The sequence below is a fragment of the Arthrobacter sp. NPDC055585 genome, from assembly GCF_053619115.1.
The window spans coordinates 208,279-230,019 of sequence record NZ_JBSHIT010000006.1; the positions used below are offsets into that span (position 1 = coordinate 208,279).

Below are 21,741 nucleotides of genomic sequence, written 5' to 3' on the forward strand. Positions count from 1 at the left end.
TTTTGCGTGAACTGAGTACAGCATGAAACCTTTTTCCACTGACCAGCAGTCCGCCCGCGACAGCGGCACAGCAGCCAACTCCGGAACTACTGCACCTGCTCCGCCGGCCAAGGGACGCTACGGCCGCATCCTTGAACTGGCCGGGCCGGCCTTCTTCTCCGTGGCCTTCCTGGCCCGCCTTCCGCTGGCGATGCTCACTATCGGAGCCCTGACACTGGTCACCAGCATCACCGGTTCCTATGCACAGGGCGGTTTTGCGGCCGGCGCCGTTGGTGTGGGCTCTGCCCTCGGCGGTCCCGCCCTGGGCTACCTGGCTGACCGCATTGGGCAGCGGCCCGTCCTGCTGGGGGCCGCCGTCGCCAACCCGCTTCTGATCATCGCTACAATCCTTACCGCAGGGCAGCTGCCCGACGGCGGCACGCTGGCTGCCGTCCTGGCAGCAGCCTTCGGCATGGGAGCCACCGGCCCCCAGGTGGGTCCGCTGGCACGAGTGCGCTGGATGGCGCTGACAGCCAGGGATCGAACCGGCAAGGAGATGGGCACTGCCCTGTCCTATGAAAGCATGGCCGACGAGCTGAGCTTCGTGCTGGGGCCGGCCCTTGTGGGCCTGCTTGCAGCAGCAGTCACGCCCTGGCTCCCGCTGGCCCTGGCAGCTGTACTGTCAGCGTCCATGGTCAGTGCGTTTGCCTTCCACAAGTCCGCCGCACTTGTGGTGCCCGCACCGCGCCGGGCCAAAAATACCCCCCGGCCGCCCCGGGACCAGGCACAGCGCAAGGACGCCTCCTGGGGGCTGCTGGCGCTGCCGGTGCTTGGCATGGTGGCGATGGGCACCTTCTTCGGGGCCACCCAGGCATCCCTTGCCGCCTTTGGCGGCTCCTTCGGCGCCGCCGATGCCGCGGGACTGCTGTACTCCATCATGGGAATCAGCTCGGCCGCCGCCGCCCTGTCCGTAGCCTTCTGGCCCCAGCGTTTCAGCCAGTCCGCCCGCTGGGTGGTCTCTGCCGCCGCGATGACGGCAGCGGCACTTCTGCTTCTGGTGCCGTCCGGCATCCCCGGCATGCTGGCAGTTCTGTTCCTGCTGGGTATTCCTGTGGGGCCGACCATGGTCAGCATCTTCGGCATTGGTGCTGAACTGGCGCCAAAGCACCTTATGGGCACTTTTATGACCCTGCTCGCGAGCGGAACCGTGGCAGGCACAGCCGTCGGCTCGGGCCTCGCCGGACCGCTGGCGGAGGCGTACGGACACCCCGCAGCCTTCCTTGTTAGCGCCGGCGCAGCCCTGTCTCTGCTGCTCCTGGGTCTGGCGTCCGCGGCTGCCGTGCGCCGTTCCGCAAACCGAACAGCATAGCCCGCGCGCCAGGCCCTGCACACCGGTGCTTCCCGGCGCCGGTAACATTACCCATGCGGGTCTCGATTGTGTTGCCAATCACACTTTTCCTTGACGCAGAGTGACGTATTTCATAGCGTTTACCTGAAGAACTTTTGTTCAACATACGAACAACATGAAAACCTCAACGGTTTTTGGGGACTCGTTCCCTGTGTTTCGTAGCTGGCTGAAGCTCTGAGCCTGCGACCGTCTTCGCGGGTTTCCACCGTACAAGGAGCGCTCTACGTGAAACGCAATGCCCCCGTCCTCCTCGCCGCTGCAGCGGCTCTTTCCCTTAGTGCCTGTGGAGGCGGATCTCTTTCCGGGGACGACAGCACTTCCGGTGCCGAAGCTACCTCCGGACTGACCACCCTCTCCGTGGGAATCATGCCCATTGTGGACACGGCGCCCATCTGGCTGGGCAAAGAGCAGGGTTTCTTTGAAGCTGAAGGCCTGGACCTGGACATCCAGACCACCACCGGCGGGGCTGCCGCCGTTCCCGGTGTGGTCAGCGGCGACTTCGATTTTGCCTTCGGCAACGTTGTCTCGGTCATGGTGGCCAATGACAAGGGCCTGGGGATTGAGCTGGTCTCCAACGGCAATTCAACAACAGGGGACACCTCCTCGGACTTTGGTGCCGTCGTCGTTCCGGCGGATTCCGACATCCAGGATGCGGCAGATCTGGCCGGTAAGACCGTCTCCGTCAACAACCTGTCCAACATTGGTGACACCACGATCAGGAAGCTGGTGGAGAACGCCGGGGGCGACCACGAGAGCATCAAATTCGTGGAGGTCCCGTTCCCTGACGCTCCGGCCGCTATCGAATCCGGCCAGGTGGACGCCGCCTGGATCCTGGACCCGTTCCTCACCCAGACCGTTGAAAACGGCGCACGGGTTATCGCCTACAACTTCGCCGAAACACACCCGAGCCTGGACATCAGCGGATACTTCACGACCTCCTCGTACATCGGGGAGAACCCGGAGACCGTGGAGCAGTTCACCCGGGCCATGAAGAAGTCGCTGGAGTACGCGCAGGAGAACCCCGAGGCCGTCCGGGAGATCGTGGGCACCTACACCAAGATCGACGAAGAAATGCGCGCCAAGATGGTGCTGCCTGCCTTCCACGCGGACTTTGACCGCGAGGGCCTGACCATACTCGGCGAGGCCGCTGCCAGCTACGGAACGCTGTCCAAGGCCCCTGACCTGAACGCCATGCTGCCTGCACAGGACTAACACCGCGCCTTCCGCCCGGTTCGAGAAGAACGAGAGCATATGAAATCCGCCAAACGACTCCCCGCGGGGCCGTTGCTGGGACTGGCAGGAATCCTCGGGTTCCTGCTCACCTGGGAACTGATTCCCCGGCTCGGAGTGGTCAACCCACGATTCCTGCCGCCCGCCAGTGAGGTGCTGGGCGTCTTTATCAACAACCTGGGCCTCGGTGCCTTCTGGAAAGCGGTCGCGGACACCATGACCGGCTGGTTCCTGGGTCTGCTCATCGCCACCGTCGCCGCGGTGGTTCTGGGCCTGGTCATTGGCTCCAGCCCCTTCCTGCGCAAAGCCACAAACTCAACAATCGAGTTCCTGCGGCCCATCCCGTCTGTGGCACTCATCCCGCTGGCAGTGCTGCTGTTCGGCTTCCGGATCGAGTCCACCCTGCTGCTGGTGGTCTACGCCTCCTTCTGGCAGGTGCTGATCCAGGTCCTCTACGGAGTGGCGGACGTGGATCCCGTCGCCAACAACACTGCCAAGAGCTTCGGACTGGGCCGCCTGGCACGGATCCGCTACGTCGTGTGGCCAACCACCCTTCCCTACCTGATGACCGGAGTCCGGCTCGCGGCCGCCGTCGCGCTTATCCTTGCGATCACCGCCAGCCTGATCATCGGCTCGCCGGGACTGGGGAAAGAGATTGCCAACGCCCAGTCCGGCGGTGCGATCGCCCAGATGTACGCGCTGGTCCTGACCACCGGCGTGCTGGGCATCCTGATCAACATGGGCATGCGGGTCATTGAACGCCGCACCCTGTCCTGGCACAGCTCGGTCCGCGGGGAGGTCGTGGTATGAACACGCTCAAGAAAGCCGGTTACCTCGTCGGGCTCCCGGCACTGCTGATCTTCATCTGGTGGATCAGCACGCAGGGCAGCACCAACTTCTTTGTTCCCAAACCAGGCACACTGGTTGAAAAATTCGTGACGGTCTGGACCTGGGACCGTTTTATGACAGACGTGCTGCCCAGCCTCATCCGGCTGGTCACAGGCATCGCACTGGCGATCGTCCTGGGTGCCGGTCTGGGCATTCTGGTAGGCACAACCCGCTGGCTGCGCAGCCTGCTGGAGCCGGTGCTGGAATTCTTCCGGGCCATTCCGCCGCCGGTGCTGATTCCGGTGCTGATGCTCCTGATCGGCATCAATGACCAGATGAAGATCGCCGTGATCGTCTCCGGCTGCGTCTGGCCGGTCCTGCTGAACACCATTGAAGGCGTCCGGGCCGTCGACGGTGTGCTGAGCGATTCCGCCCGCACTTTCCGGATCAGCGGCTTCGCCCGGCTGCGGTACCTGGTGCTGCCCAGTGCCAGCCCGCAGATCATGGCCGGCGTGCGCCAGTGCCTGTCAATCGGCCTGATCCTTATGGTCATCTCGGAGATGTTCGCGTCCTCCGAGGGCCTGGGCTTCACCATTGTCCAGTTCCAGCGGTCCTTCGCCATTCCCGAAATGTGGAGCGGCATTGTGGTGCTCGGCCTGATCGGTGTCGCCATGTCATTTTTGTTCCAGTGGTCCGAGCGCCGCATTCTCGGCTGGTACCACGGTTTGAGAGAGGTAGAACATGCAGAGTAATCCCACCGAGGGCCAGATCCAGCCGCTGCTGTCGGTCCGGGGCGTCCAGAAGATCTACAAGGTGGATGCCGGGGAGATCGAAGCTGTCCGCAACCTGACCTTCGACCTGCGGCCCGGAGAACTCGTTTGCCTGGTGGGTCCCTCAGGCAGCGGCAAGACCACGCTGCTGAAGATCATTGCCGGGCTCATGGCCCCCACCTCCGGTGAGGTCATCCTGGCCGGAAAGAAGGTGACCGAGCCGCCCAAGGACATGGCGGTGGTCTTCCAGGAATATGGCAGGAGCCTCTTTCCCTGGATGACTGTCCGCGGCAACGTTGAGCTGCCGCTGAAGAACGCCGGCATCGCCAAGGCAGAGCGGAACCAGCTGGTGGATAACGCCCTGGAAGCCGTGGGGCTGGAGCATGTACCCACCAGCTATCCGTGGCAGCTCTCCGGCGGTATGCAGCAGCGCGTGGCGATCGCCCGCGCCGTCGCGTACCAGCCCAAGGTGCTGCTGATGGATGAGCCGTTTGCCGCCGTCGACGCCCAGACCCGCGCGGACCTCGAAGATCTGGTGCGCAGCGTCTGGGAGAAGCTTGGGGTGACGATCCTCTTCGTTACGCACGACATCGATGAGTCTGTGTACCTGGGGGAGCGGGTGGTGGTGCTTTCAAGTTCACCCACGGTGGTGCAGGAAGACATCTTGATTGATCTGCCGGAGCAGCGGGACCAGCTCACCACCCGTTCGCTGCCTAGGTTCGTGGAGCTGCGCAACCACGTGTATGAGCAGATCCAGATCGCCAAGCAGAACAAGGGCAATGCTCCGGCCGCCACAGCTGCCGTACCGCGGACCACGGTTCCGCACGACGGAGCTCCGGCCAGCTCATAGGAAGACTGAGAACACGCAGGTCCGGCCGGGTTGCTCCCTTGAGGAGGAACCCGGCCGGACCTGTGTTGTGCGCCGCAGGTGGCCTAGTATCGAAAGTCAGTGCCCGGGCACCGCCCGGGTGCCATGAACCACCGAAGGGGAGTACAAGTCATGACTGATGCAGGCAAGGGAACACCGGAGGAGAAGGACAAGAACGGCGGCGCCGGGCCGGAAGGCACCATCCCCGATTCAGGTGACGGTGTGGCGGCAGCCAGCACCGAAGACGCATCAAACTTTGAACCCGAAGAGGACACCGACGCCGATTCCTGACTCGGCGGGCCGACTGTGCTGAAAAGCCCGGTCTAGCCCAGGCTGGGGGCGTGCGCCGGCGGAAGAGGGATGTAAATGTTTCCGGTGGTCACGCCCCCGGTGCACACCTCTTCCGCGTCGGCGTCGTTCTCTGCGGCCTGCGGCACAGCCACTTCCGGTTCAGCCGCCAGCAGCCGCAGGGCCGCGGCTGCCTCGTGGGCGGCGGGGCGGGCGTCCGGCAGCCGGTTGGTCATGGCACGCAGCAGTTCCACCCATTCGCTGCCCAGTGACTCAGGAATTTCGGGATCGCGGAGCAGCCGGGCCACGGCAGCTTCCACAATGGGGCCGGGGAAGGCTTTTTCGCCGGTCAGGGACTCCAGCAGCACCAGGCCCAGGGAGTAGATGTCCGTGGACGGCGCTACCGTGCCGCCCTGCGCCTGCTCGGGGCTCAGATAGTTGGCAGTACCGATCGTAGCGCCGTGGGCCGTCGCGACCGTGGCCTCCACCAGGCGGGCGATGCCGAAGTCGGTGAGCTTGGGGTACAGCCGTGAGTCGTGTTCCTGCGGGAAGAGCAGGATGTTGGCAGGCTTCACGTCGCGGTGAATGACGCCCTTGGAATGGACGTAAGCCAGGGCATCAGCCAGATCGGCTCCAAGGGAAGCAACCGAAACCGCCGGAAGCGGGCCGGACTTCAGGGTCCGGCGCAGGTCCGGTCCGTCCACCAGTTCCATGACCAGGTAGTTCAGGACCTGGCTGTCCTCTTCATGATGCAGGCCTGCGTCCAGCAGGGTGACCAGGCCCGGGTGGTTCAGGGTCGCCAGCAGCAGAGTCTCAGTGTGCTGGCGGCGGTAGTCGTCGTCTTCCTGGACACTCGGCCGGAAGACCTTGACGGCGACTTCGCGGCCCAGGTTCTCATCAAGCGCCCGGTACACGGAAGCAGCGCCACCGGTGCCGATCAGGTCGGTGGTGCGGTAGCGCTGCCCCAGGAATAAGTCCACGGGCGTCCTCACTTAGGGGTTGAACTGCGGGGATGGAACATGGACGGATACTGCACAAATAAATCGAAAGCACACTTAGTAATCTCGTTTTACTGTACTGACTATCCAATCCTATCCTGCCGATTTACCCTAACCGCCCCTTTTCCGGCCCCCGTAACCAAGTCTTGACCTCACCTGTCCTGCGGGGCACCGGCGAGGAAATCGACCGCAGCGTTCTTGAAAGCGCGGGAGGTCACGGCATTGGCATGCCTGCGCCCGGGCAGGATCAGCAGGTCGGCCTGCCCGTTGAGTGAAGCGAGCCGGGGTGCACTAGCCGCCAGTTCATCCTGTTCCCCGGCCACCAGCAGGAGCGGCATTGCCGGCACACCGGTCTCCGGCGAGAACGGCTCCTCCTTGATTGCCTCAATCAGCGTGAGCAGCGCGTCCAGGTCATTGCTCGGCACCAGCTGGGCCATCCGCAGCAGGTCAGCACTCACGGGATCGGCAAGCGGGGTCCCGTCTGCGAGGAACTTGCGTGCCCCGGCCAGATCGAAGTCAGCCAGCGGATCCCCGGCTCCGGGCCCGCCCAGCACCATGCGGTGTACCAGGTGCGGAGCGGCGGCGCCCAGCTCCCACGCCAGACGCGAACCCAGCGAGTAGCCCACCACGTCCACACCGGAGGAGGCATCACCCTCAGTCAGCGGGCGGACGCCGGCGTCGGAGAGCAGGTCCAGCAGCCGGGCCCGGATGCGGCTCGGTGAGTAATCATCCCGGTCCCGCGGTGCGTCGCTGCGTCCGTGCCCTGGGAGGTCCACGGTGATGACCCGCCGGCCGGCTCCGGTCAGTGCGCTAATCCAGCCCGTTGACTGCCAGTTCATTTCCGTAGAGGAAGCAAACCCGTGCAGGGCCAGTACCGGACGAAGCGCGCTGCCGCCGTCGGGTTCGTGGATTTCGCTGTACAGGGCGGGGGAAGTGCCGATTCCAGCGCTCATCCTTTAGTCCTCGTCCAGCACAGCCGAAAGCCGGACCCGGCGGCGGGGAGCGGCTTCCTGCGGCACGGTGCCGACGATTCCGGCGGTGTCATCAGGAACTTCGAACACCACCAGGGGTTCGCCCACGTTGATTTTTTCGCCCGCTTCGCCGTAGATCCGCGCAACGACGCCGGCCTGCGGGGAAGGCAGCTCAACGGCGGACTTGGAGGTCTCCACCTCCACCAGCGGCTGGTTGCGTTCCACCTGGTCGCCCGGGGCCACGAGCCATTCCAGGACGGTTGCTTCGATCAGGCCTTCGCCGAGGTCGGGCAGGGGAAAGGAAATTTCAGCCACGCCGGTACTCCAATACTCGCTGGATCCCAAAAAGGATGCGGTCAATGTTCGGGATGTATTCGTCTTCCAGGTCACCCGAGGGATACGGTACGTCGAATCCGGTGACCCGCTCCACCGGAGCCTTGAGTGTGTCGAAACAGTGCTGCGTGATGAGCGCGGCTACTTCCGCCCCCAGTCCGGCGGTCAGCGGGGCTTCATGCACCACCACGGCGCGCCGGGTCTTTGAAACCGAGGCAGCCAGGCCCTCGGCGTCAATCGGCTTCAGCCAGCGCAGGTCCAGCACCTCTATGTCGATTCCGTCCTCGGCCGCCAGCTCGGCGACCTGCAGGCAACGGGCGACCATGGCGCCCCAGGCCACCAGGGTCAGGTGCTTGCCGGGCCGGACAATCCTTGCCCCCTGCAAGGTCCCCGGTTCGGCGGTGTCAACGGTGTCCTTCTGCCAGTAGCGGGACTTCGGTTCCATAAAGATCACCGGGTCGGGCTGGGCGGCAGAGTGCTTGAGCAGATGGTAGGCCTGGTGGGGGCTCGACGGCGACACAACTTTCAGGCCCGGAACGTGGGCGAACAGTGCTTCCAGGGATTCTCCATGGTGTTCCGGTGCCCGGATGCCGCCGAAGCTCGGTACACGCAGGGTCACCGGCATGGGCATGGTGCCGCGGCTGCGGTAATTCATGCGGGCCAGCTGGGTGATGATCTGGTTCACGGCAGGGTAGGCGAAGCCGTCGAACTGCACTTCGGGAATCGGGTGGAAGCCGGCCATGGCCAGCCCAACAGACATGCCCAGAATGCCCGATTCGGCCAGGGGAGTGTCAAAGACCCTGTCAGCACCGAAGCGCTTCTGCAGGCCGTCGGTGATGCGGAAGACGCCGCCCAGGCGCCCGACGTCCTCACCAAGCACTACGGCCTTGGGATCTTCGGCCAGGATTTCGGCCAGCGCGCGGTTGAGCGCTGCCTGCATGGACATGGTTTCGGCGGTGTCCGCGGAGTCGGCCTCCATGGGGCGTGCTCCTTCGGACAGTTGGCTAGACATGCTCGGATTCCTCCCGCCAGGCACGGGCCTGGGCCTTAAGTTCTTCGGTGGGTTCAGCGAAGACGAAGTCGAACATTTCCTGTCCGGGACGCGGCTGGAGTGCCTGGACGCCCTCGCGGACGGCATCGGTGTGCGCCTTGGCCTCCGCGGCAGCGCCGTCCAGGAATGCCTGGTCGGCTGCTCCGGTTTCCAGCAGCAGTGCTGCCAGGCGTGCCACGGGGTCTTCGCCGCCGTCGCGCCGTTCTTCGTCGAGGGTACGGTAACGCCCCGGATCATCACTGGTGGAGTGCGGTCCGCGGCGGTAGGTCATCGCCTCAATGAGTACCGGGCCCTTTCCTGCACGGGCGTGCTCAAGTGCGGCACGGGTTGCCCGCACGACGGCGGGGGCGTCGTTGCCGTCCACGGTCACCGACGCCATGCCATACCCTGCGGCACGGGCTGCCACGGTACCGCCTGCGACCTGTTCTTCGGTGGGCAGGGAGATGGCCCAGCCGTTGTTCTGTACGAAGAAGACCACCGGAGCCTTCAGCACACCGGCGAAGTTCATGGCTTCATGGACGTCGCCCTGGGAGCTGGCTCCGTCGCCGAAGTAGGTAATGGCTGCGGGCAGGCCGGCCGCTGAGTCTCCGGCGCCTGTCTCAGCGGCAGCCAGCCGCTGGCCGTGCGCCCAGCCGACGGCGTGCAGCACTGAACCGCCCACCACTGCCTGGATCGGCGCGAGCCGGGTGCTGACCGGGTTGTAGAGACCGCCGTGCCAGCTGGCCTTGTGGGTGGACATGTACTCCACCATGTCGACGCCGAGAGCCAGGGCGACGCCCATCTCACGGTAGGTGGGGAAGGCGAAGTCGCGTGAGCTGTCCAGGGCGAAGGCGCTGCCTACCTGGGCAGCCTCCTGTCCCAGTTCAGGGGCGTAGCCCGGAAGAATGCCCTGCCGCTGCCACGCCACGGCTGCGACGTCGAGGTCGCGGGTACTGATCAGCAGTTTGTACAGCTGGCGCAGTTCCTCGGCTGTGAGCTCGGGGATGCTCGATGTGTCTAGGTCCATGGGACAAAACGTAACCGGCGTCACCCTGCTCCGCAAACAGTTAGCAAGACTCTGAACATACTGTGCAGATCGTGCACTGATACGGGCAACTACCTATACAAACTGCCTAGTATCCCCAGGGTCCCCCGGAAACTGCGGCAGTCCCGAGGCGGGCACTTCTGCGCGGGGGTGCCCCGGCGCCCATGCGGCGCTGTGCCTGACGGTGACGGAGAAACCGGCCGCAGGACTGGCTTTTATTTTATTTCCGGGTATGGTCTGGGGTAACCGGTTTTTGAAAACCGGATTTCCCAAAGTGGATAAAAGTTAGGCGGCCTGAGAAAAGTCCACTGCCGCCTGCACGTCGCTGAGGAGGGCACATTGTCCGGAAACGCCAAGAAACCAGGTAAGTCCATCAAGGAGAAGCGCGCGGAGAAGCGGGCCAAGTCTGCTTCAGAGGAGCCGGCTCCCCGCAAGCGCAAGGGTCAGTAACCCCCTAGGGGTTCAGTGACTGGGCAGGCAGGCGCTCCGTGGAGCGCCTGCCTAAACGGTTGTGATGCCTGGTTGGCTCCGTAGGTGAACCGGGCTGCCTCCTCCGTAATTCTTCCAGTATTGTTTGGCGGGCTTCCCGGGGAAGCGGAAATAAACCATAGACCCCGGACCGGAATTTCTTCCGAAGAAAAAAGCGGCTTACTGTATGTCATTTCCCGAATGGTTCGCTGTGTGCCCTTGTTGTTTTTAATCTGCAATTCCTTGTATCAGGACTGCTCGGGAATTGGTGGCGGGATGCCGGCTTTTCCGTGCGTGGCGCAGTGCGGCAGAAGCGCCGCTGCCGCTAAAGTTCCCTCAGGGGCGGCACCAGCAGGCCCTGTTCCGGGCAGCTGCCCGGTTCTGCCCGGATTTCCTGCATGGAAAGGCTGCCATGGCAACAGATCAGCTCGATGCCCGGATCGTGTCCCTGTTTACCGACGACCCGCGGATGTCGGTCCTGGAAGCGTCACGAACGCTGAAAGTTGCCCGCGCCACCGTCCAGGCCAGGTTGGACCGGATGCAGCGCAACGGTGTCATAGCAGGGTGGGGGCCCCGGCTGGATCCGGCCGCGCTGGGCTACGTGGTCACGGCCTACTGTTCTCTGACGATCCGGCAGGACATGGGGCACGACGCAGTTGTTGCTGCTTTGGCCGAGATTCCGGAAATCCAGGAAGCGCACACCGTCTCCGGGGAAAGTGACCTCATTGCCCGGGTTGCTGCACGGTCCAATTCGGATCTGCAGCGGGTCATTGACTCGATGGTTGCCACGGGGGCCGTGCTGAGGTCATCCTCCGTGATTGTGCTGAATACCCATTTTGAGGGCCGCATGCTTCCCCTGCTGCACGCCGCTGCGGGTGCGGACGCCGGGGAGCCGGAGAAGAGCGCGTAACTTTTGCCGGGTAAAAGCCGGCTTTTCGCATGACTTGAGTTAGAGTCAGGCTGACTCTTACTAGGAACGGGCCGGCCCCAGCGGCTGCCGGCCGGGAAGGCACGCAGGAATGAGCCCCAGATACGCCAACGTTTCGGAGCGGGAGCAGGAACCGCCGTCGCTGGCTATTTCAACCGTAATCTTTGCCCTGCGCCCGGACCCGGACACCGGGAGCCTGACACTGTGGCTGCCGCTGGTCCGCCGGATCCGTCAGCCCTACCTGGATCTGTGGGCGCTGCCCGGCGGACCGCTGCGGCCCAGCGAGTCGCTCCAGGACGCAGCCGCCCGGAACCTGGAGGAAACCACTGCCCTGACGCCGCGTTACCTGGAACAGCTGTACGCCTTCGGCGGGCCGGACAGGTCTCCGTCTCCGCGCGTGGTGTCGATTGTGTACTGGGCGCTCGTGCAGCCCGACGAGGCAGCACTGGCACGGCAGGATGAAAACGTCGCCTGGTTCCGGGCCGACCGGGTAGGCACCCTGGCCTTCGACCACAACCAGATCGTGGAGTACGCCCTCTGGCGCCTGCGCAACAAGCTCGAGTACGGCACCGTTGCCTACGCGTTCCTGGGCTCCACGTTCACTCTGGCGCAGGTGCGGGAAGTCTATGAGGCCGTCCTGGGCCGTGCCCTGGATCCGGCCAACTTCCGCCGCCAGCTCCACTCATCAGTGCACATCGAGCCCACTGACGAGTATCTGCAGGGCGGCCGCCACCGGCCCCCGCGGCTGTACCGCTACACCGGCCCGGATCCCCGGGAGAATTCATTCCCCAGCCAGCGACGAGAAGCAACGGAGCACTGACATGACTGAAACGATTCCGGTCCCGGGCGGCAGCGTAGCCACCAGGATCGCCCTGCTTTCCGGTCCCGAGGAAGCCCTCAAACAGACAACAGCAACCACCTGCACCCCTGGCCTTGCCGCCGGTCCGTGGGATTTCGACGCCGCCCCCGGGTACGGCCCCGGCGCCTCCCTGGCGGACGCGGTGCCGGCCGGAACCCCGCGTCAGGGCAAGCTGCCCGCAGACTACCGCCAGGCGCCGGACGCCGAGCTGGAAGAACGGATCACCAGGGCCAAAGCGCTTCTGGGAGACCGTGTAGTGATCCTGGGGCATTTCTACCAGCGGGATGAGGTGGTGCGCCACGCCGACTTTGTGGGGGACTCCTTCCAGCTGGCCCGTGCCGCGAAGAGCCGCCCGGACGCCGAAGCAATCGTGTTCTGCGGCGTGCACTTTATGGCGGAGACTGCGGACCTGCTCTCCGGGCCCGAGCAGGCCGTAGTGCTGCCGAACCTGGCAGCCGGATGTTCCATGGCAGACATGGCCGACGCCGACTCTGTCGCCGAATGCTGGGAGCAGCTTTGCGCACTGTACGGCGAGTCCCCGGACGCTCACGGACGGCAGCCGGTTATTCCGGTGACCTACATGAACTCCTCCGCGGCGCTGAAAGCGTTCTGCGGCGAAAACGGCGGGATTGTCTGTACGTCCTCGAACGCCGCCGCAGTCCTGGAATGGGCCTTTGAGCGGGGGCAGCGGGTGCTGTTCTTCCCGGACCAGCATCTGGGCCGCAATACTGCCAAGGCCATGGGCATTCCGCCCGAAGCCATGCCCATGTGGAACCCGCGGCTGCCGCTGGGCGGGAACACCGCCGAAACCCTGCAGGGAGCCAGGGTTCTGCTTTGGAACGGCTTCTGCTCGGTCCACAAGCGCTTCACTGTGGCGCAGATTGAACAGGCTCGTGCTGAACACCCCGGCGTTCGGGTGATCGTGCATCCCGAATGCCCCATGCCGGTGGTGGACGCTGCGGACGAGTCCGGATCCACGGACTACATCCAGAAAGCCATCGCCGCAGCACCGGCCGGAAGCACCTTCGCCATCGGCACCGAGATCAACATGGTGAACCGGTTGGCGGCACAGTACCCGCAGCACACCATTTTCTGCCTCGATCCGGTGATCTGCCCGTGCTCCACCATGTACCGCATCCACCCGGGCTATCTTGCCTGGGTACTGGAGGGACTCGTGGCCGGCCAGGTCCACAACCGGATCACAGTCCCCGCCGCCACCGCCGAGGCGGCCCGCACTGCACTGGAACGGATGCTGGCGGTCCGGCCGTGAGCATCGCCGTCGTCGGCAGTGGAATTGCCGGACTGTACGCCGCGCTGTGTGCTGCCGAGGCGGCTGAGGTGGTGCTGGTGTGCAAAGATACGCTGCGGCACAGCAACACGTGGCATGCCCAGGGCGGGATTGCCGGCGTGTCCCAGGAAGCGGCGGCGCCGGGCGACTCGGCGGAGCTGCACTGCCGGGACACCCTGGCTGCCGGGGCCTGGGCAGGAAACCGCCGTGCAGCTGAAGTTCTCTGCCGCGAGGCCGGAACACACCTGAGACGGCTGCAGCGCCTGGGCGCCGCCTTCGACGCCAACCCGGACGGGTACCCGGCCCTCGGCCAGGAGGCTGCACACACGGCCCGCCGCATCCTGCACATAGGCGGTGACGCCACTGGAGCAGGCATTGCCGAAGCACTGATCGAGGCCGTGCTGCACCACCCGCGGATCACGGTCCTGGAGGACACCTTCGCGGTCCGGCTGGTCCTCGCAGAGGGAGCAGTCACCGCACTGGACCTCCTGGCCGGGGGCCGTGGGCGCAGGCTTCCGGCAGACGCCGTCATTTTGGCCACGGGAGGCGCGGGGGAGCTCTACCGCCACACCACCAATCCTCCCGGTGCCACCGGCGACGGCGTCGCCCTGGCTGCCCGCGCCGGCGCCCGGACTGCGGACGAAGAATTCTTCCAGTTCCACCCCACCTCTTTGGCGGTGCCCGGCAACCCGCTGATCTCCGAAGCAGTGCGCGGAGAGGGCGCGGTTCTGCGGGACGCGCGCGGCGGGCGTTTCCTGGCCCGGTACCACCAGAACGCCGAGCTGGCGCCGCGCGACGCCGTTTCCCGTGCAATAGCGCATCATCTGCTGGCCACGGGGGAGAAGACGGTGTGGCTGGATGCCACCGTAGTAGCCCGCCGCCGCGGACCGGGATTCCTGGCCCGCCGCTTCCCCGGCCTGGCTGCCGCCACCGCCGGGCGGGGCTACGACTGGGAGAAGGAAATGCTGCCAGTGGTCCCTGCCGCGCATTACTGGATGGGCGGCATCGCCACCGACCTGGCCGGACGCACCTCCCTGCCCGGTCTTTACGCGGCGGGGGAAGCCGCATGCACCGGAGTCCACGGCGCCAACCGGCTCGCCTCAAACTCCCTCCTGGAAGGACTGGTTTTCGGCGCCCGGGCAGCAGCAGCCAGCACGGCGCCCGATGCGCCAGCGGCGTGGGACACCGGGACGCCGGCCGGACTGTGGACAGGCATCGCAGCGGACCGTACGCCTGAACGCACTGCCGAGCCCGGTACCGAACCCGGGGGAGAGCAGGCTGTGCCGTCAGCTTCCCGGCCCGTATCCGGCCCAGGCGCCCCGGCCCGGCTGGACCGGGCCGCTTTGCAGGCGCTGATGTGGGAGGAAGCCGGAGTGCTGCGGGACGGAAAGGGGCTGCGACGGGCTGCCGCACGCCTGGACGTCCACACTGCTGCCGAAACCGCAGCGGGCCCAGCGGACGCCTGGACCGGTGACGCCGGTGACCGGACCGCACTGGAAGATGCCAACCTGCTGACCTGCGCGCACCTGCTGGTGGCCGCAGCGTCCCGCCGCAGTGGCTCGGTCGGTGCGCACTTCCGATCCGATGGCCTGCCCGCAGCAACCTCCCCGGTACCCGTGGCCGCCGCGGCCCCCGGAGCCGCCGGAGCCCAGCTTTCCGAACCCGCCTGACCTACGAACGGAACTTGTCGATGACCAGCATGCAGCTCCCCGCCCGCACTGAGGCCGGCAGTACGCCCAAACCACTGCCGCAGACCGCCGGAGCCGAACCGCTGCCGCTGCCGGCGCCGGCGGTGGATGAGGTGGTTTCTGCGGCGCTCGCAGAAGACGCCCCGTGGGGAGACCTCACCTCACACGCCCTGATTCCTGCGGACGCCGCCGCCACCGCGTTCCTGACTGCCCGGGAGGAGGGCATCTTCTGCGGCGAGCAGGTGATCGAAGCCGCCTTCCGGCTGGCCGGGCCGGGTACCGCCGTGATCCAGCTGGTCCGGGACGGAGAACGGTTCGACGCCGGAGGCATCCTGGCTGAGATCACCGGCCCCGCCCGGACCGTGCTCAGCGCCGAACGGGTGGCGCTGAACCTTGCCCAGCGCCTCTCCGGGATCGCCACCCTGACAGCCCGGTTCGTGGCGGAAACCGAGGGAACCCGGGCCCGGATCGCAGATACCCGCAAGACCACCCCGGGCCTGCGGGCACTCGAACGCTACGCCGTGCGCTGCGGCGGCGGATTCAACCACCGCTACTCCCTCTCCGATGCGGTCATGGCAAAGGACAACCACCTGGCCATCCTGGCGGCCGCCGGGCTGGACCTCGCCGCAGCACTGCGCCAGGCCAGAAACAAGCTCCCGCACACAACGCACTTTGAGGTGGAAGTGGACTCCCTGGACCAGATCGAGCCCGTCCTCGCTGGCGGAGCGGATACAGTGCTGCTGGATAATTTCACTGTGGAGGACCTGCGCCGCGGAGTGGAGACCGTCAACGGGCGGGCACTGACTGAGGCCAGCGGCAACGTGCGGCTGGATACCGTCGCTGCCATTGCCGCCACCGGCGTGGACATCATTTCCGCCGGAGTCCTGACCCACAGTGTCCGTGCACTGGACCTTGGCCTGGACGTCCGCGCCTCGCTGTCCAACCAGTAGGAGCAACCCGCGCATGATCTACTTTGATGCTGCTGCCACCACCCCGGTCCGCCCCGAGGTCCTGGCCGCGCTGGCGCCGCTGTACACCAGCGACTTCGGCAATCCCTCCAGCACACATACCGCAGGCGAAACGGCCGCCCGTGCGCTGGACTATGCCCGGCGTACGGCCGCGGAGGTGCTGGACTGCCGGCCCGGGGACATCGTCTTCACCTCCGGCGGTACCGAAGCGGACAACCTGGCTATCAAGGGCCTCGCTCTGGCCTCACCGCAGGGACGGCACATCGTCTCCAGCGCCGTCGAGCACCCGGCCGTGCTCCAATCCCTGGCCTACCTGCAGCGCTTCCACGGCTTCAGCATCACGCTGGTCCCGGTGGACGGTACCGGCCGGATCAACTCGGCAGACGTCGAAGCATCGCTGAAGCCGGATACCACGCTGTGCACCGTTATGACGGCCAATAATGAGGTGGGAACCCTGCAGCCGGTGACGGAGATTGCTGAGCTCTGCCGGGGCCGCGGGATCCCGTTCCATACCGATGCAGTGCAGGCCGCCGGCTGGCTGCCCGTCTCCGTGGCCGGAACGGGCATCGACGCCATGAGTATTTCGGGACACAAGCTGGGGGCTCCCAAAGGCTGCGGACTGCTCTACGTCCGCGGCGTGCTGCCCCTGGAGCCCCTGGTCCACGGCGGTGGCCAGGAACGCGGCCGCCGCTCAGGAACCGAAAACGTGGCAGGTGCCGTCGCTGTAGCCACCGCCCTGAAGCTCGCGGATTCGGAGCGCGCCCAGACCGTGCCGCGTGCCGTGAAGCTGCGCGACTACCTCATCGATTCGATTCTGCAGTCCGTGCCGGGAGCTGTGCTGACCGGCCACCGCACCGAACGGCTGCCCGGCCTCGCATCCTTCTGCTTCCCCGGAACCAGCGGCGAATCCGTCCTGCTGGAAGCAGAACGCGCGGGGGTGCAGTGTTCCTCCGGGTCTGCGTGCGCGGCAGGATCAGACGAGCCCTCGGCGGTTCTCACTGCCATGGGGGTGGACCGGGAAACGGCACAGACCGCCGTGCGGCTCAGCTTTACGCCTGCGGTACGGGAGAACGAGGTTGCCCTGGCGGCCAGGGCCCTCAGCGGTGCAGTGGAGCGGGTGCGCGCGCTGGCACAGTCATCCCGTACGTAGCATCGCGTCGCAAAACCCGCCGGTAACATAGCAGCCCTACACTGCTGCCATGTACACGAGCACACCGGCAGAAGCGCTGCCCCGGGACAGGGGAGAAGCTGCGGCTCCCAAACTGGCCCGGCTGATTACCTGCCGCACGGTTTCCTCCCGCGTTCCCGACGAGGTGGACGACGCCGAGTTTGCCCGCTTCCGCGCTGAACTCGCCGTCCTCTTCCCGGCGGTCCACGAACAGCTGGAGCTGGAGGAAGTCGGCGGGGGACTGCTCTTCCGCTGGCAAGGGCGGGAACCGAAGAGCGACCCGGTGGTGCTGATGGCCCACTACGATGTGGTTCCCGTCCAGGACGAGTCCACCTGGGAGCATCCGCCCTTCGCCGGAGTCCTCGCCGGCGGATACATCCACGGCCGCGGAGCCCTGGATGACAAAGGTTCCCTGGCTGCGATTCTCGAAGCCGTGGAAACCCTGCTGGCGGACGGGTTCGTTCCGTCCCGCACCGTGTACCTCTCCTTTGGGGACAACGAGGAAACCGCCGGAGACACGGCGGCACAGGCAGCAGCGCTCCTGGGCGAACGCGGCATCCGCCCCTGGCTGGTACTGGATGAAGGAGGCGCCGTTGCCGGGCAGGCCTTCCCCTTCGTGAAGTCCCCGGTCGCCGTCATCGGTGTCTCCGAAAAGGGAATCCTTGACGTCGAACTTTCGGTGGAGGACCCGGGCGGACACGCCTCCACACCAAACCGGCTCGGCGCCGCCGCCCGGCTCGCCCGCGCCGTCGTACGTCTGGACCGGCGGCCCTTCCCGGCCGCCCTGCACCCGGTCACCATCGAAATGCTCAGCCGCCTCTCCGCCGGGGCGTCCCCGCTGCCTGCGGCGCTGTTCGCCCGCGCCGGTTCCCTGCGGCTTCCGCTGACCCGGATCTTCGGCGCCCTGGGCGGAGAACCCAACGCACTGACCCGCACCACCGTGGCGCTTACACAGCTGGCGGGATCCAAGGCCTCCAACGTGCTTCCCACCCGTGCCACCGCCAACGCCAACGTGCGGATCGCGCCCGGGGAGAGCATCGCCTCTGTGCTCCAGCGGATGCGCCGCACCGTCCGGGACCGGAAGGTCTCCCTGCGCGTAGTGGAAGGCAGCGAACCGTCGCCGGTCTCATCGACGTCGAATGCCCAGTTCGCCGCACTGGAAGCGGCAATCCGGGAAGTGTTCCCGGACGCCATCCCTGCGCCGTACATCATGCTTGGCGGCACGGACTCCCGCCGCTTCACCGCGATCAGCGACGCCGTCTACCGCTTTGCCCCGTTCCGCATGGACAGGGCAGCGCGTGCCTCCATCCACGCGGACAATGAGAAACTCTCCGTCGCCACCTTCGGAGAAGGCATCCAGTTCTACCGCCGCCTGCTGCAGAACCTGGTGCCCTGATGCGCGCGCTCGGCCCCGTGGTGCTTTTCCTGGTGCTCGTCGAAATCACCAGCGGCATCCTGCAGGGGTACTACACGCCGATCCTCACGGACATTGCCCGGAACCTGGGCATCGCCGACGGCGACGTCAACTGGTTCGAGGCGGCGCAGCTGATGTTCAGTGCGCTCGCCGTTCCCCTGCTCGCCCGGCTGGGCGACATCTACGGGCACAAACGCATCCTGCTGGTCTCAACGGTCCTCACTGCGGCAGCGTCCTGGGGCGTGGCCTTCGCACCGGATTTCTGGACGTTCCTGGTGGCCTGGTCGCTGCAGGGTTTCTACGTGGTGTGGCTGCCGCTGGAAGTTGCCCTGATCTTTGCCCGCGCCGGGTCCGCTCCTAACCGGGCGGCGCTGACCCGGAAGGCCGCCGGCGTGCTGGTGGGTGGGCTGCAGTTCGGCGTCATAGCCGGGGCGCTCGCAGCCGGGGCGCTGGTGGAGGTTTTCGGCGGGGATCTCCGCCTGACGCTGATGGTTCCGGCTGCCGCGGCCACGCTGTGCATTTTCGCCATCTGGTTCGGAGTACCGGAATCGGGCCTGCGGACCCAGGGTGTCCTGGACATCCGCGGCTTTGCCATGCTGGCGGTGGGGCTGCTGCTGCTGACCTCCGGGCTGACGTTCCTGCGCATCAACGGACCCGGCACCTGGTGGGTGTGGGCTGTCCTGGCCGCCGGCCTGGCAGCGTTCATTCCCTTTGTGCGCTACCAGCTGCGCCTTGCCGAACCCCTGGTGGACATCCGGATGCTCTGTGCGCCCACCATGTGGCCGGTCCAGCTCACGGCAGGACTGTTCGGCATCTCCGTGCTGGGAGCCCAGGCACCCATGTCCACCTTCGCCAGGACCGACAGGGACCTGCACGGCTACGGACTGGGTCTGGAAGCCGGATCAGTGTCGCTGATCATCGGAGCCTACGTGCTCTCGGTGCTCGCCGGGGCGCTGCTCTTCCCGCTGGCGGCACGGCTGACGACGCCGCGGATCACCCTGGCCGGTGCGGCGGCGGTGGTGGGCATCGGGTATGGATTGTTCCTGCCGTTCCACGATTCACTGACGCAGACCCTGACCAACATGGTCATCGCCGGGCTGGGTTCCGGCGCCCTGGTCGCAGCCCTGCCCTCAGCAGCGGCTGCCGCGGCCCCGCTGAACCGGACAGGCATGGCCACCGGCCTGACGAACACCACCAAGACCATCGGCGGATCCTTCGCGTCCGCGGTCTTCGGCATTGCCCTGCTCAGCGCGGCCGGGCAGTCGCTGGGCGACGTGGCAGGGGCGGCTGCGGCGGCCCCGCTGTCCGGTTATCTGACCGTATGGTCGGTCTGCTCGGTAACGGCGTTCATTGCCGCGGGTGCGCTGCTGCTGGTACCCAAACTGGCATTCGCGGATCCGCCGCTGCTTCCGGAGAGCGGCATCGAGGGAAGCGACGGCGCCGCCGCCGGGGACTCAGCGTCCCGGTAGGCCGGCGTCCGTCTCCGAGCTAAGGCTGGACAGGAGCTTGTCCATCAGCTCCTTGACCTGAGCCAGTTCCTGCTGATCCAGTGCAGGGGAGAGCAGGTCGTGGATGCCGCGGACGTGGATCCGGCCAAGGCGCTTCTGGACGGCCCGGCCTTCCTCGGTCAGAGACAGCTCCACGCCCCGCTGGTCGTTCCGGGCCGGACGCCGCTGGACCAGGCCTTTGTTTTCAAGCCGCTCCACCATCCGGCTGAGGCTCGGCTGGCTGATCAGCAGGTGTTCGTTGAGCTCGTTGAGCCGGGTCCAGCCGGAGGGGCAGCGGCTGAGGTTGAACAGTACGTCGTACTCGCGCATGGTGAGTTCCTTGAACTCAGGATCGCGCTGCAGCCTGCGCATCACGCCAACCTGCGCCCGGAAGAGTGATTCCCAGGCCTCAGCGGTCTGTTTGACGGTGGTTGGCTGCTGGGTGGTCTCGGAGCTCATTGCTTTAGCCTACTGAAGTTGCGGGGACTGTGGTGGACAGGGATGCCTCGCGAGCCGCCACGCGTGCGGCGTGGGTGGGGCCGTCCGGCACATGGGCGGGACGGCGTGAATCCAGTTCCCGGCGCAGCTCCGGCAGTACGTACTCGCCAAAGAGGTCCAGCTGCTCCAGCACGGTCTTCAGCGGCAGGCCGGCATGGTCGATGAGGAACAGCTGGCGCTGGTAGTCGCCGAAGTACTCCTGGAAGGTAAGGGTTTTCTCCAGGACCTCCTGCGGGCTGCCCACCGTCAGCGGGGTCTGGGCGGTGAAGTCCTCCATGGAGGGGCCGTGGCCGTAGACCGGGGCATTGTCGAAGTAGGGGCGGAACTCGTTCACGGCGTCCTGCGAGGACTTGCGCATAAAGAACTGTCCGCCCAGACCCACGATTGCCTGGTCCGCGGAGCCGTGGCCGTAGTGCTCGTAGCGTTCGCGGTACAGGCCGATCAGCTGCATGTAGTGCTCCTTCGGCCAGAAGATGTTGTTGGCGAAGAACCCGTCACCGAAGTACGCCGCAATCTCAGCGACCTGCGGCGTGCGGATGGAGCCGTGCCAGACAAAGGGGGCAACGCCGTCGAGCGGGCGCGGTGTGGCGGTGAAGTTCTGCAGTGGAGTGCGGAACTTACCCTGCCAGTTCACGGTGTCCTTGTCCCAGAGCTGGCGCAGCAGGTTGTAGTTCTCCACCGTGAGGTCCACTGAATCCTGCGGGTTCTTGCCGAACCAGGGGTAAACGGGGGCAGTGTTGCCCCGGCCCAGGACCAGGTCCGTGCGCCCGTCGGAGAGATGCTGCAGCATCGCGAAGTCCTCGGCGATCTTCACCGGGTCATTGGTGGTGATCAGCGTGGTGGCTGTGGAGAGAATGATGCGTTCGGTCTGGGCGGCGATGTAGCCCAGCAGCGTAGTGGGGGAGGACGCGTAGAACGGCGGATTGTGGTGCTCGCCGGTGGCATAGACGTCCATGCCGATTTCTTCGACCTTGCGGGCAATGGCGACCGCAGCCTTGATGCGTTCGCCTTCCGTGGGCATCCGGCCGGTAACCGGGTCACGGGTAATGTCGCTGACGCTGAATACGCCGATCTGCATGGTGTCCTCCTGTTGCAGCGCTTTCCCGGCAGCAGCTCGCCGTCCCGGGAAGATAGATGCAATTGCATCTACTGGGAGTCTACAACAGGTGTCTCCTGAAAATCATTCCCTTCTCCGCGTCGGTCCTGACAACGGAGGCGCCGGCACCT

At 66.0% G+C, this 21,741-nt stretch carries 21 protein-coding genes; 14 read left to right on the forward strand and 7 right to left on the reverse strand.

Going from position 1 to position 21,741, the window contains the following annotated elements; translation table 11 throughout:
• Positions 1 to 22: 22 nt before the first annotated feature.
• From ACWGQ2_RS12125 to ACWGQ2_RS12150, 6 genes are all read left to right on the forward strand, one after another.
• Positions 23 to 1,348, forward strand: a complete 1,326-nt coding sequence (locus tag ACWGQ2_RS12125; protein ID WP_452017573.1) for an MFS transporter — start codon at positions 23 to 25, stop codon at positions 1,346 to 1,348.
• A gap of 264 nt (positions 1,349 to 1,612) precedes the next feature.
• A complete protein-coding gene (locus tag ACWGQ2_RS12130) occupies positions 1,613 to 2,599 on the forward strand; it encodes an ABC transporter substrate-binding protein (protein WP_452017575.1) in 987 nt (328 codons plus the stop codon).
• Between the two features lie 39 nt (positions 2,600 to 2,638).
• Complete coding sequence (locus tag ACWGQ2_RS12135; RefSeq protein ID WP_452017577.1) at positions 2,639 to 3,427, forward strand: ABC transporter permease; 789 nt, start codon at positions 2,639 to 2,641, stop codon at positions 3,425 to 3,427.
• Entirely contained in the window at positions 3,424 to 4,197 is a 774-nt protein-coding gene (locus ACWGQ2_RS12140) for an ABC transporter permease (protein WP_452017579.1), read from the forward strand. The genes ACWGQ2_RS12135 and ACWGQ2_RS12140 overlap by 4 nt, the downstream gene beginning before the upstream one ends.
• On the forward strand, positions 4,187 to 5,065 hold the full coding sequence (locus ACWGQ2_RS12145; protein ID WP_452017581.1) for an ABC transporter ATP-binding protein: 879 nt from the start codon (positions 4,187 to 4,189) through the stop codon (positions 5,063 to 5,065). The genes ACWGQ2_RS12140 and ACWGQ2_RS12145 overlap by 11 nt, the downstream gene beginning before the upstream one ends.
• 150 nt (positions 5,066 to 5,215) lie before the next feature.
• Complete coding sequence (locus tag ACWGQ2_RS12150) at positions 5,216 to 5,374, forward strand: hypothetical protein (protein WP_452017583.1); 159 nt, start codon at positions 5,216 to 5,218, stop codon at positions 5,372 to 5,374.
• A gap of 32 nt (positions 5,375 to 5,406) precedes the next feature.
• Here the strand turns inward: ACWGQ2_RS12150 and ACWGQ2_RS12155 are convergent, their stop codons facing one another.
• The 5 genes from ACWGQ2_RS12155 to ACWGQ2_RS12175 all read right to left on the reverse strand — a co-directional run bounded on the left by ACWGQ2_RS12155 (position 5,407) and on the right by ACWGQ2_RS12175 (position 9,730).
• Positions 5,407 to 6,351, reverse strand: coding sequence for a serine/threonine-protein kinase (locus ACWGQ2_RS12155; protein WP_452017585.1), 945 nt, complete (start codon positions 6,349 to 6,351; stop codon positions 5,407 to 5,409).
• Between the two features lie 170 nt (positions 6,352 to 6,521).
• The gene (locus tag ACWGQ2_RS12160) at positions 6,522 to 7,322 is read right to left on the reverse strand and encodes an alpha/beta fold hydrolase (RefSeq protein WP_452017587.1); all 801 of its coding nucleotides are present in this window, start codon (positions 7,320 to 7,322) and stop codon (positions 6,522 to 6,524) included.
• A gap of 3 nt (positions 7,323 to 7,325) precedes the next feature.
• Positions 7,326 to 7,655, reverse strand: coding sequence for a biotin/lipoyl-containing protein (locus ACWGQ2_RS12165; protein WP_452017589.1), 330 nt, complete (start codon positions 7,653 to 7,655; stop codon positions 7,326 to 7,328).
• Positions 7,648 to 8,685, reverse strand: a complete 1,038-nt coding sequence (locus ACWGQ2_RS12170) for an alpha-ketoacid dehydrogenase subunit beta (protein WP_452017591.1) — start codon at positions 8,683 to 8,685, stop codon at positions 7,648 to 7,650. The genes ACWGQ2_RS12165 and ACWGQ2_RS12170 overlap by 8 nt, the downstream gene beginning before the upstream one ends.
• The gene (locus ACWGQ2_RS12175) at positions 8,678 to 9,730 is read right to left on the reverse strand and encodes a thiamine pyrophosphate-dependent enzyme (RefSeq protein ID WP_452017593.1); all 1,053 of its coding nucleotides are present in this window, start codon (positions 9,728 to 9,730) and stop codon (positions 8,678 to 8,680) included. The genes ACWGQ2_RS12170 and ACWGQ2_RS12175 overlap by 8 nt, the downstream gene beginning before the upstream one ends.
• 898 nt (positions 9,731 to 10,628) lie before the next feature.
• On the opposite strand from ACWGQ2_RS12175, the gene ACWGQ2_RS12180 reads away from it, so the two are divergent.
• From ACWGQ2_RS12180 to ACWGQ2_RS12215, 8 genes are all read left to right on the forward strand, one after another.
• On the forward strand, positions 10,629 to 11,126 hold the full coding sequence (locus tag ACWGQ2_RS12180) for an Lrp/AsnC family transcriptional regulator (protein ID WP_452017595.1): 498 nt from the start codon (positions 10,629 to 10,631) through the stop codon (positions 11,124 to 11,126).
• A gap of 109 nt (positions 11,127 to 11,235) precedes the next feature.
• Complete coding sequence (locus ACWGQ2_RS12185) at positions 11,236 to 11,964, forward strand: NUDIX hydrolase (protein WP_452017597.1); 729 nt, start codon at positions 11,236 to 11,238, stop codon at positions 11,962 to 11,964.
• A 1-nt stretch (position 11,965) separates the two neighbouring features.
• Positions 11,966 to 13,273 carry a quinolinate synthase NadA gene (nadA, locus tag ACWGQ2_RS12190; RefSeq protein WP_452017599.1) on the forward strand — a complete coding sequence of 436 codons (1,308 nt, stop codon included), beginning with the start codon at positions 11,966 to 11,968 and terminating at the stop codon, positions 13,271 to 13,273.
• Positions 13,270 to 14,961, forward strand: coding sequence for an L-aspartate oxidase (locus ACWGQ2_RS12195; protein WP_452017601.1), 1,692 nt, complete (start codon positions 13,270 to 13,272; stop codon positions 14,959 to 14,961). Before nadA ends, ACWGQ2_RS12195 begins: the two co-directional genes overlap by 4 nt.
• A gap of 20 nt (positions 14,962 to 14,981) precedes the next feature.
• Positions 14,982 to 15,929: a carboxylating nicotinate-nucleotide diphosphorylase gene (gene nadC, locus ACWGQ2_RS12200; RefSeq protein ID WP_452017603.1), complete on the forward strand. Its 948-nt coding sequence runs from the start codon at positions 14,982 to 14,984 to the stop codon at positions 15,927 to 15,929.
• 13 nt (positions 15,930 to 15,942) lie between these two features.
• Positions 15,943 to 17,097, forward strand: a complete 1,155-nt coding sequence (locus tag ACWGQ2_RS12205) for a cysteine desulfurase family protein (RefSeq protein ID WP_452017605.1) — start codon at positions 15,943 to 15,945, stop codon at positions 17,095 to 17,097.
• A 49-nt stretch (positions 17,098 to 17,146) separates the two neighbouring features.
• Positions 17,147 to 18,511 (forward strand): M20/M25/M40 family metallo-hydrolase, encoded by a 1,365-nt coding sequence (locus ACWGQ2_RS12210; protein WP_452017607.1) that lies wholly within the window; start codon positions 17,147 to 17,149, stop codon positions 18,509 to 18,511.
• Positions 18,511 to 19,998, forward strand: coding sequence for an MFS transporter (locus ACWGQ2_RS12215; protein WP_452017609.1), 1,488 nt, complete (start codon positions 18,511 to 18,513; stop codon positions 19,996 to 19,998). Before ACWGQ2_RS12210 ends, ACWGQ2_RS12215 begins: the two co-directional genes overlap by 1 nt.
• Here ACWGQ2_RS12215 and ACWGQ2_RS12220 read toward each other — a convergent pair.
• Entirely contained in the window at positions 19,984 to 20,475 is a 492-nt protein-coding gene (locus ACWGQ2_RS12220; RefSeq protein WP_452017611.1) for a MarR family winged helix-turn-helix transcriptional regulator, read from the reverse strand. The two genes, ACWGQ2_RS12215 and ACWGQ2_RS12220, sit on opposite strands and share 15 nt — an antisense overlap.
• A 4-nt stretch (positions 20,476 to 20,479) precedes the next feature.
• Positions 20,480 to 21,592 (reverse strand): LLM class flavin-dependent oxidoreductase, encoded by a 1,113-nt coding sequence (locus tag ACWGQ2_RS12225; protein WP_452017613.1) that lies wholly within the window; start codon positions 21,590 to 21,592, stop codon positions 20,480 to 20,482.
• Positions 21,593 to 21,741 lie beyond the last annotated feature (149 nt).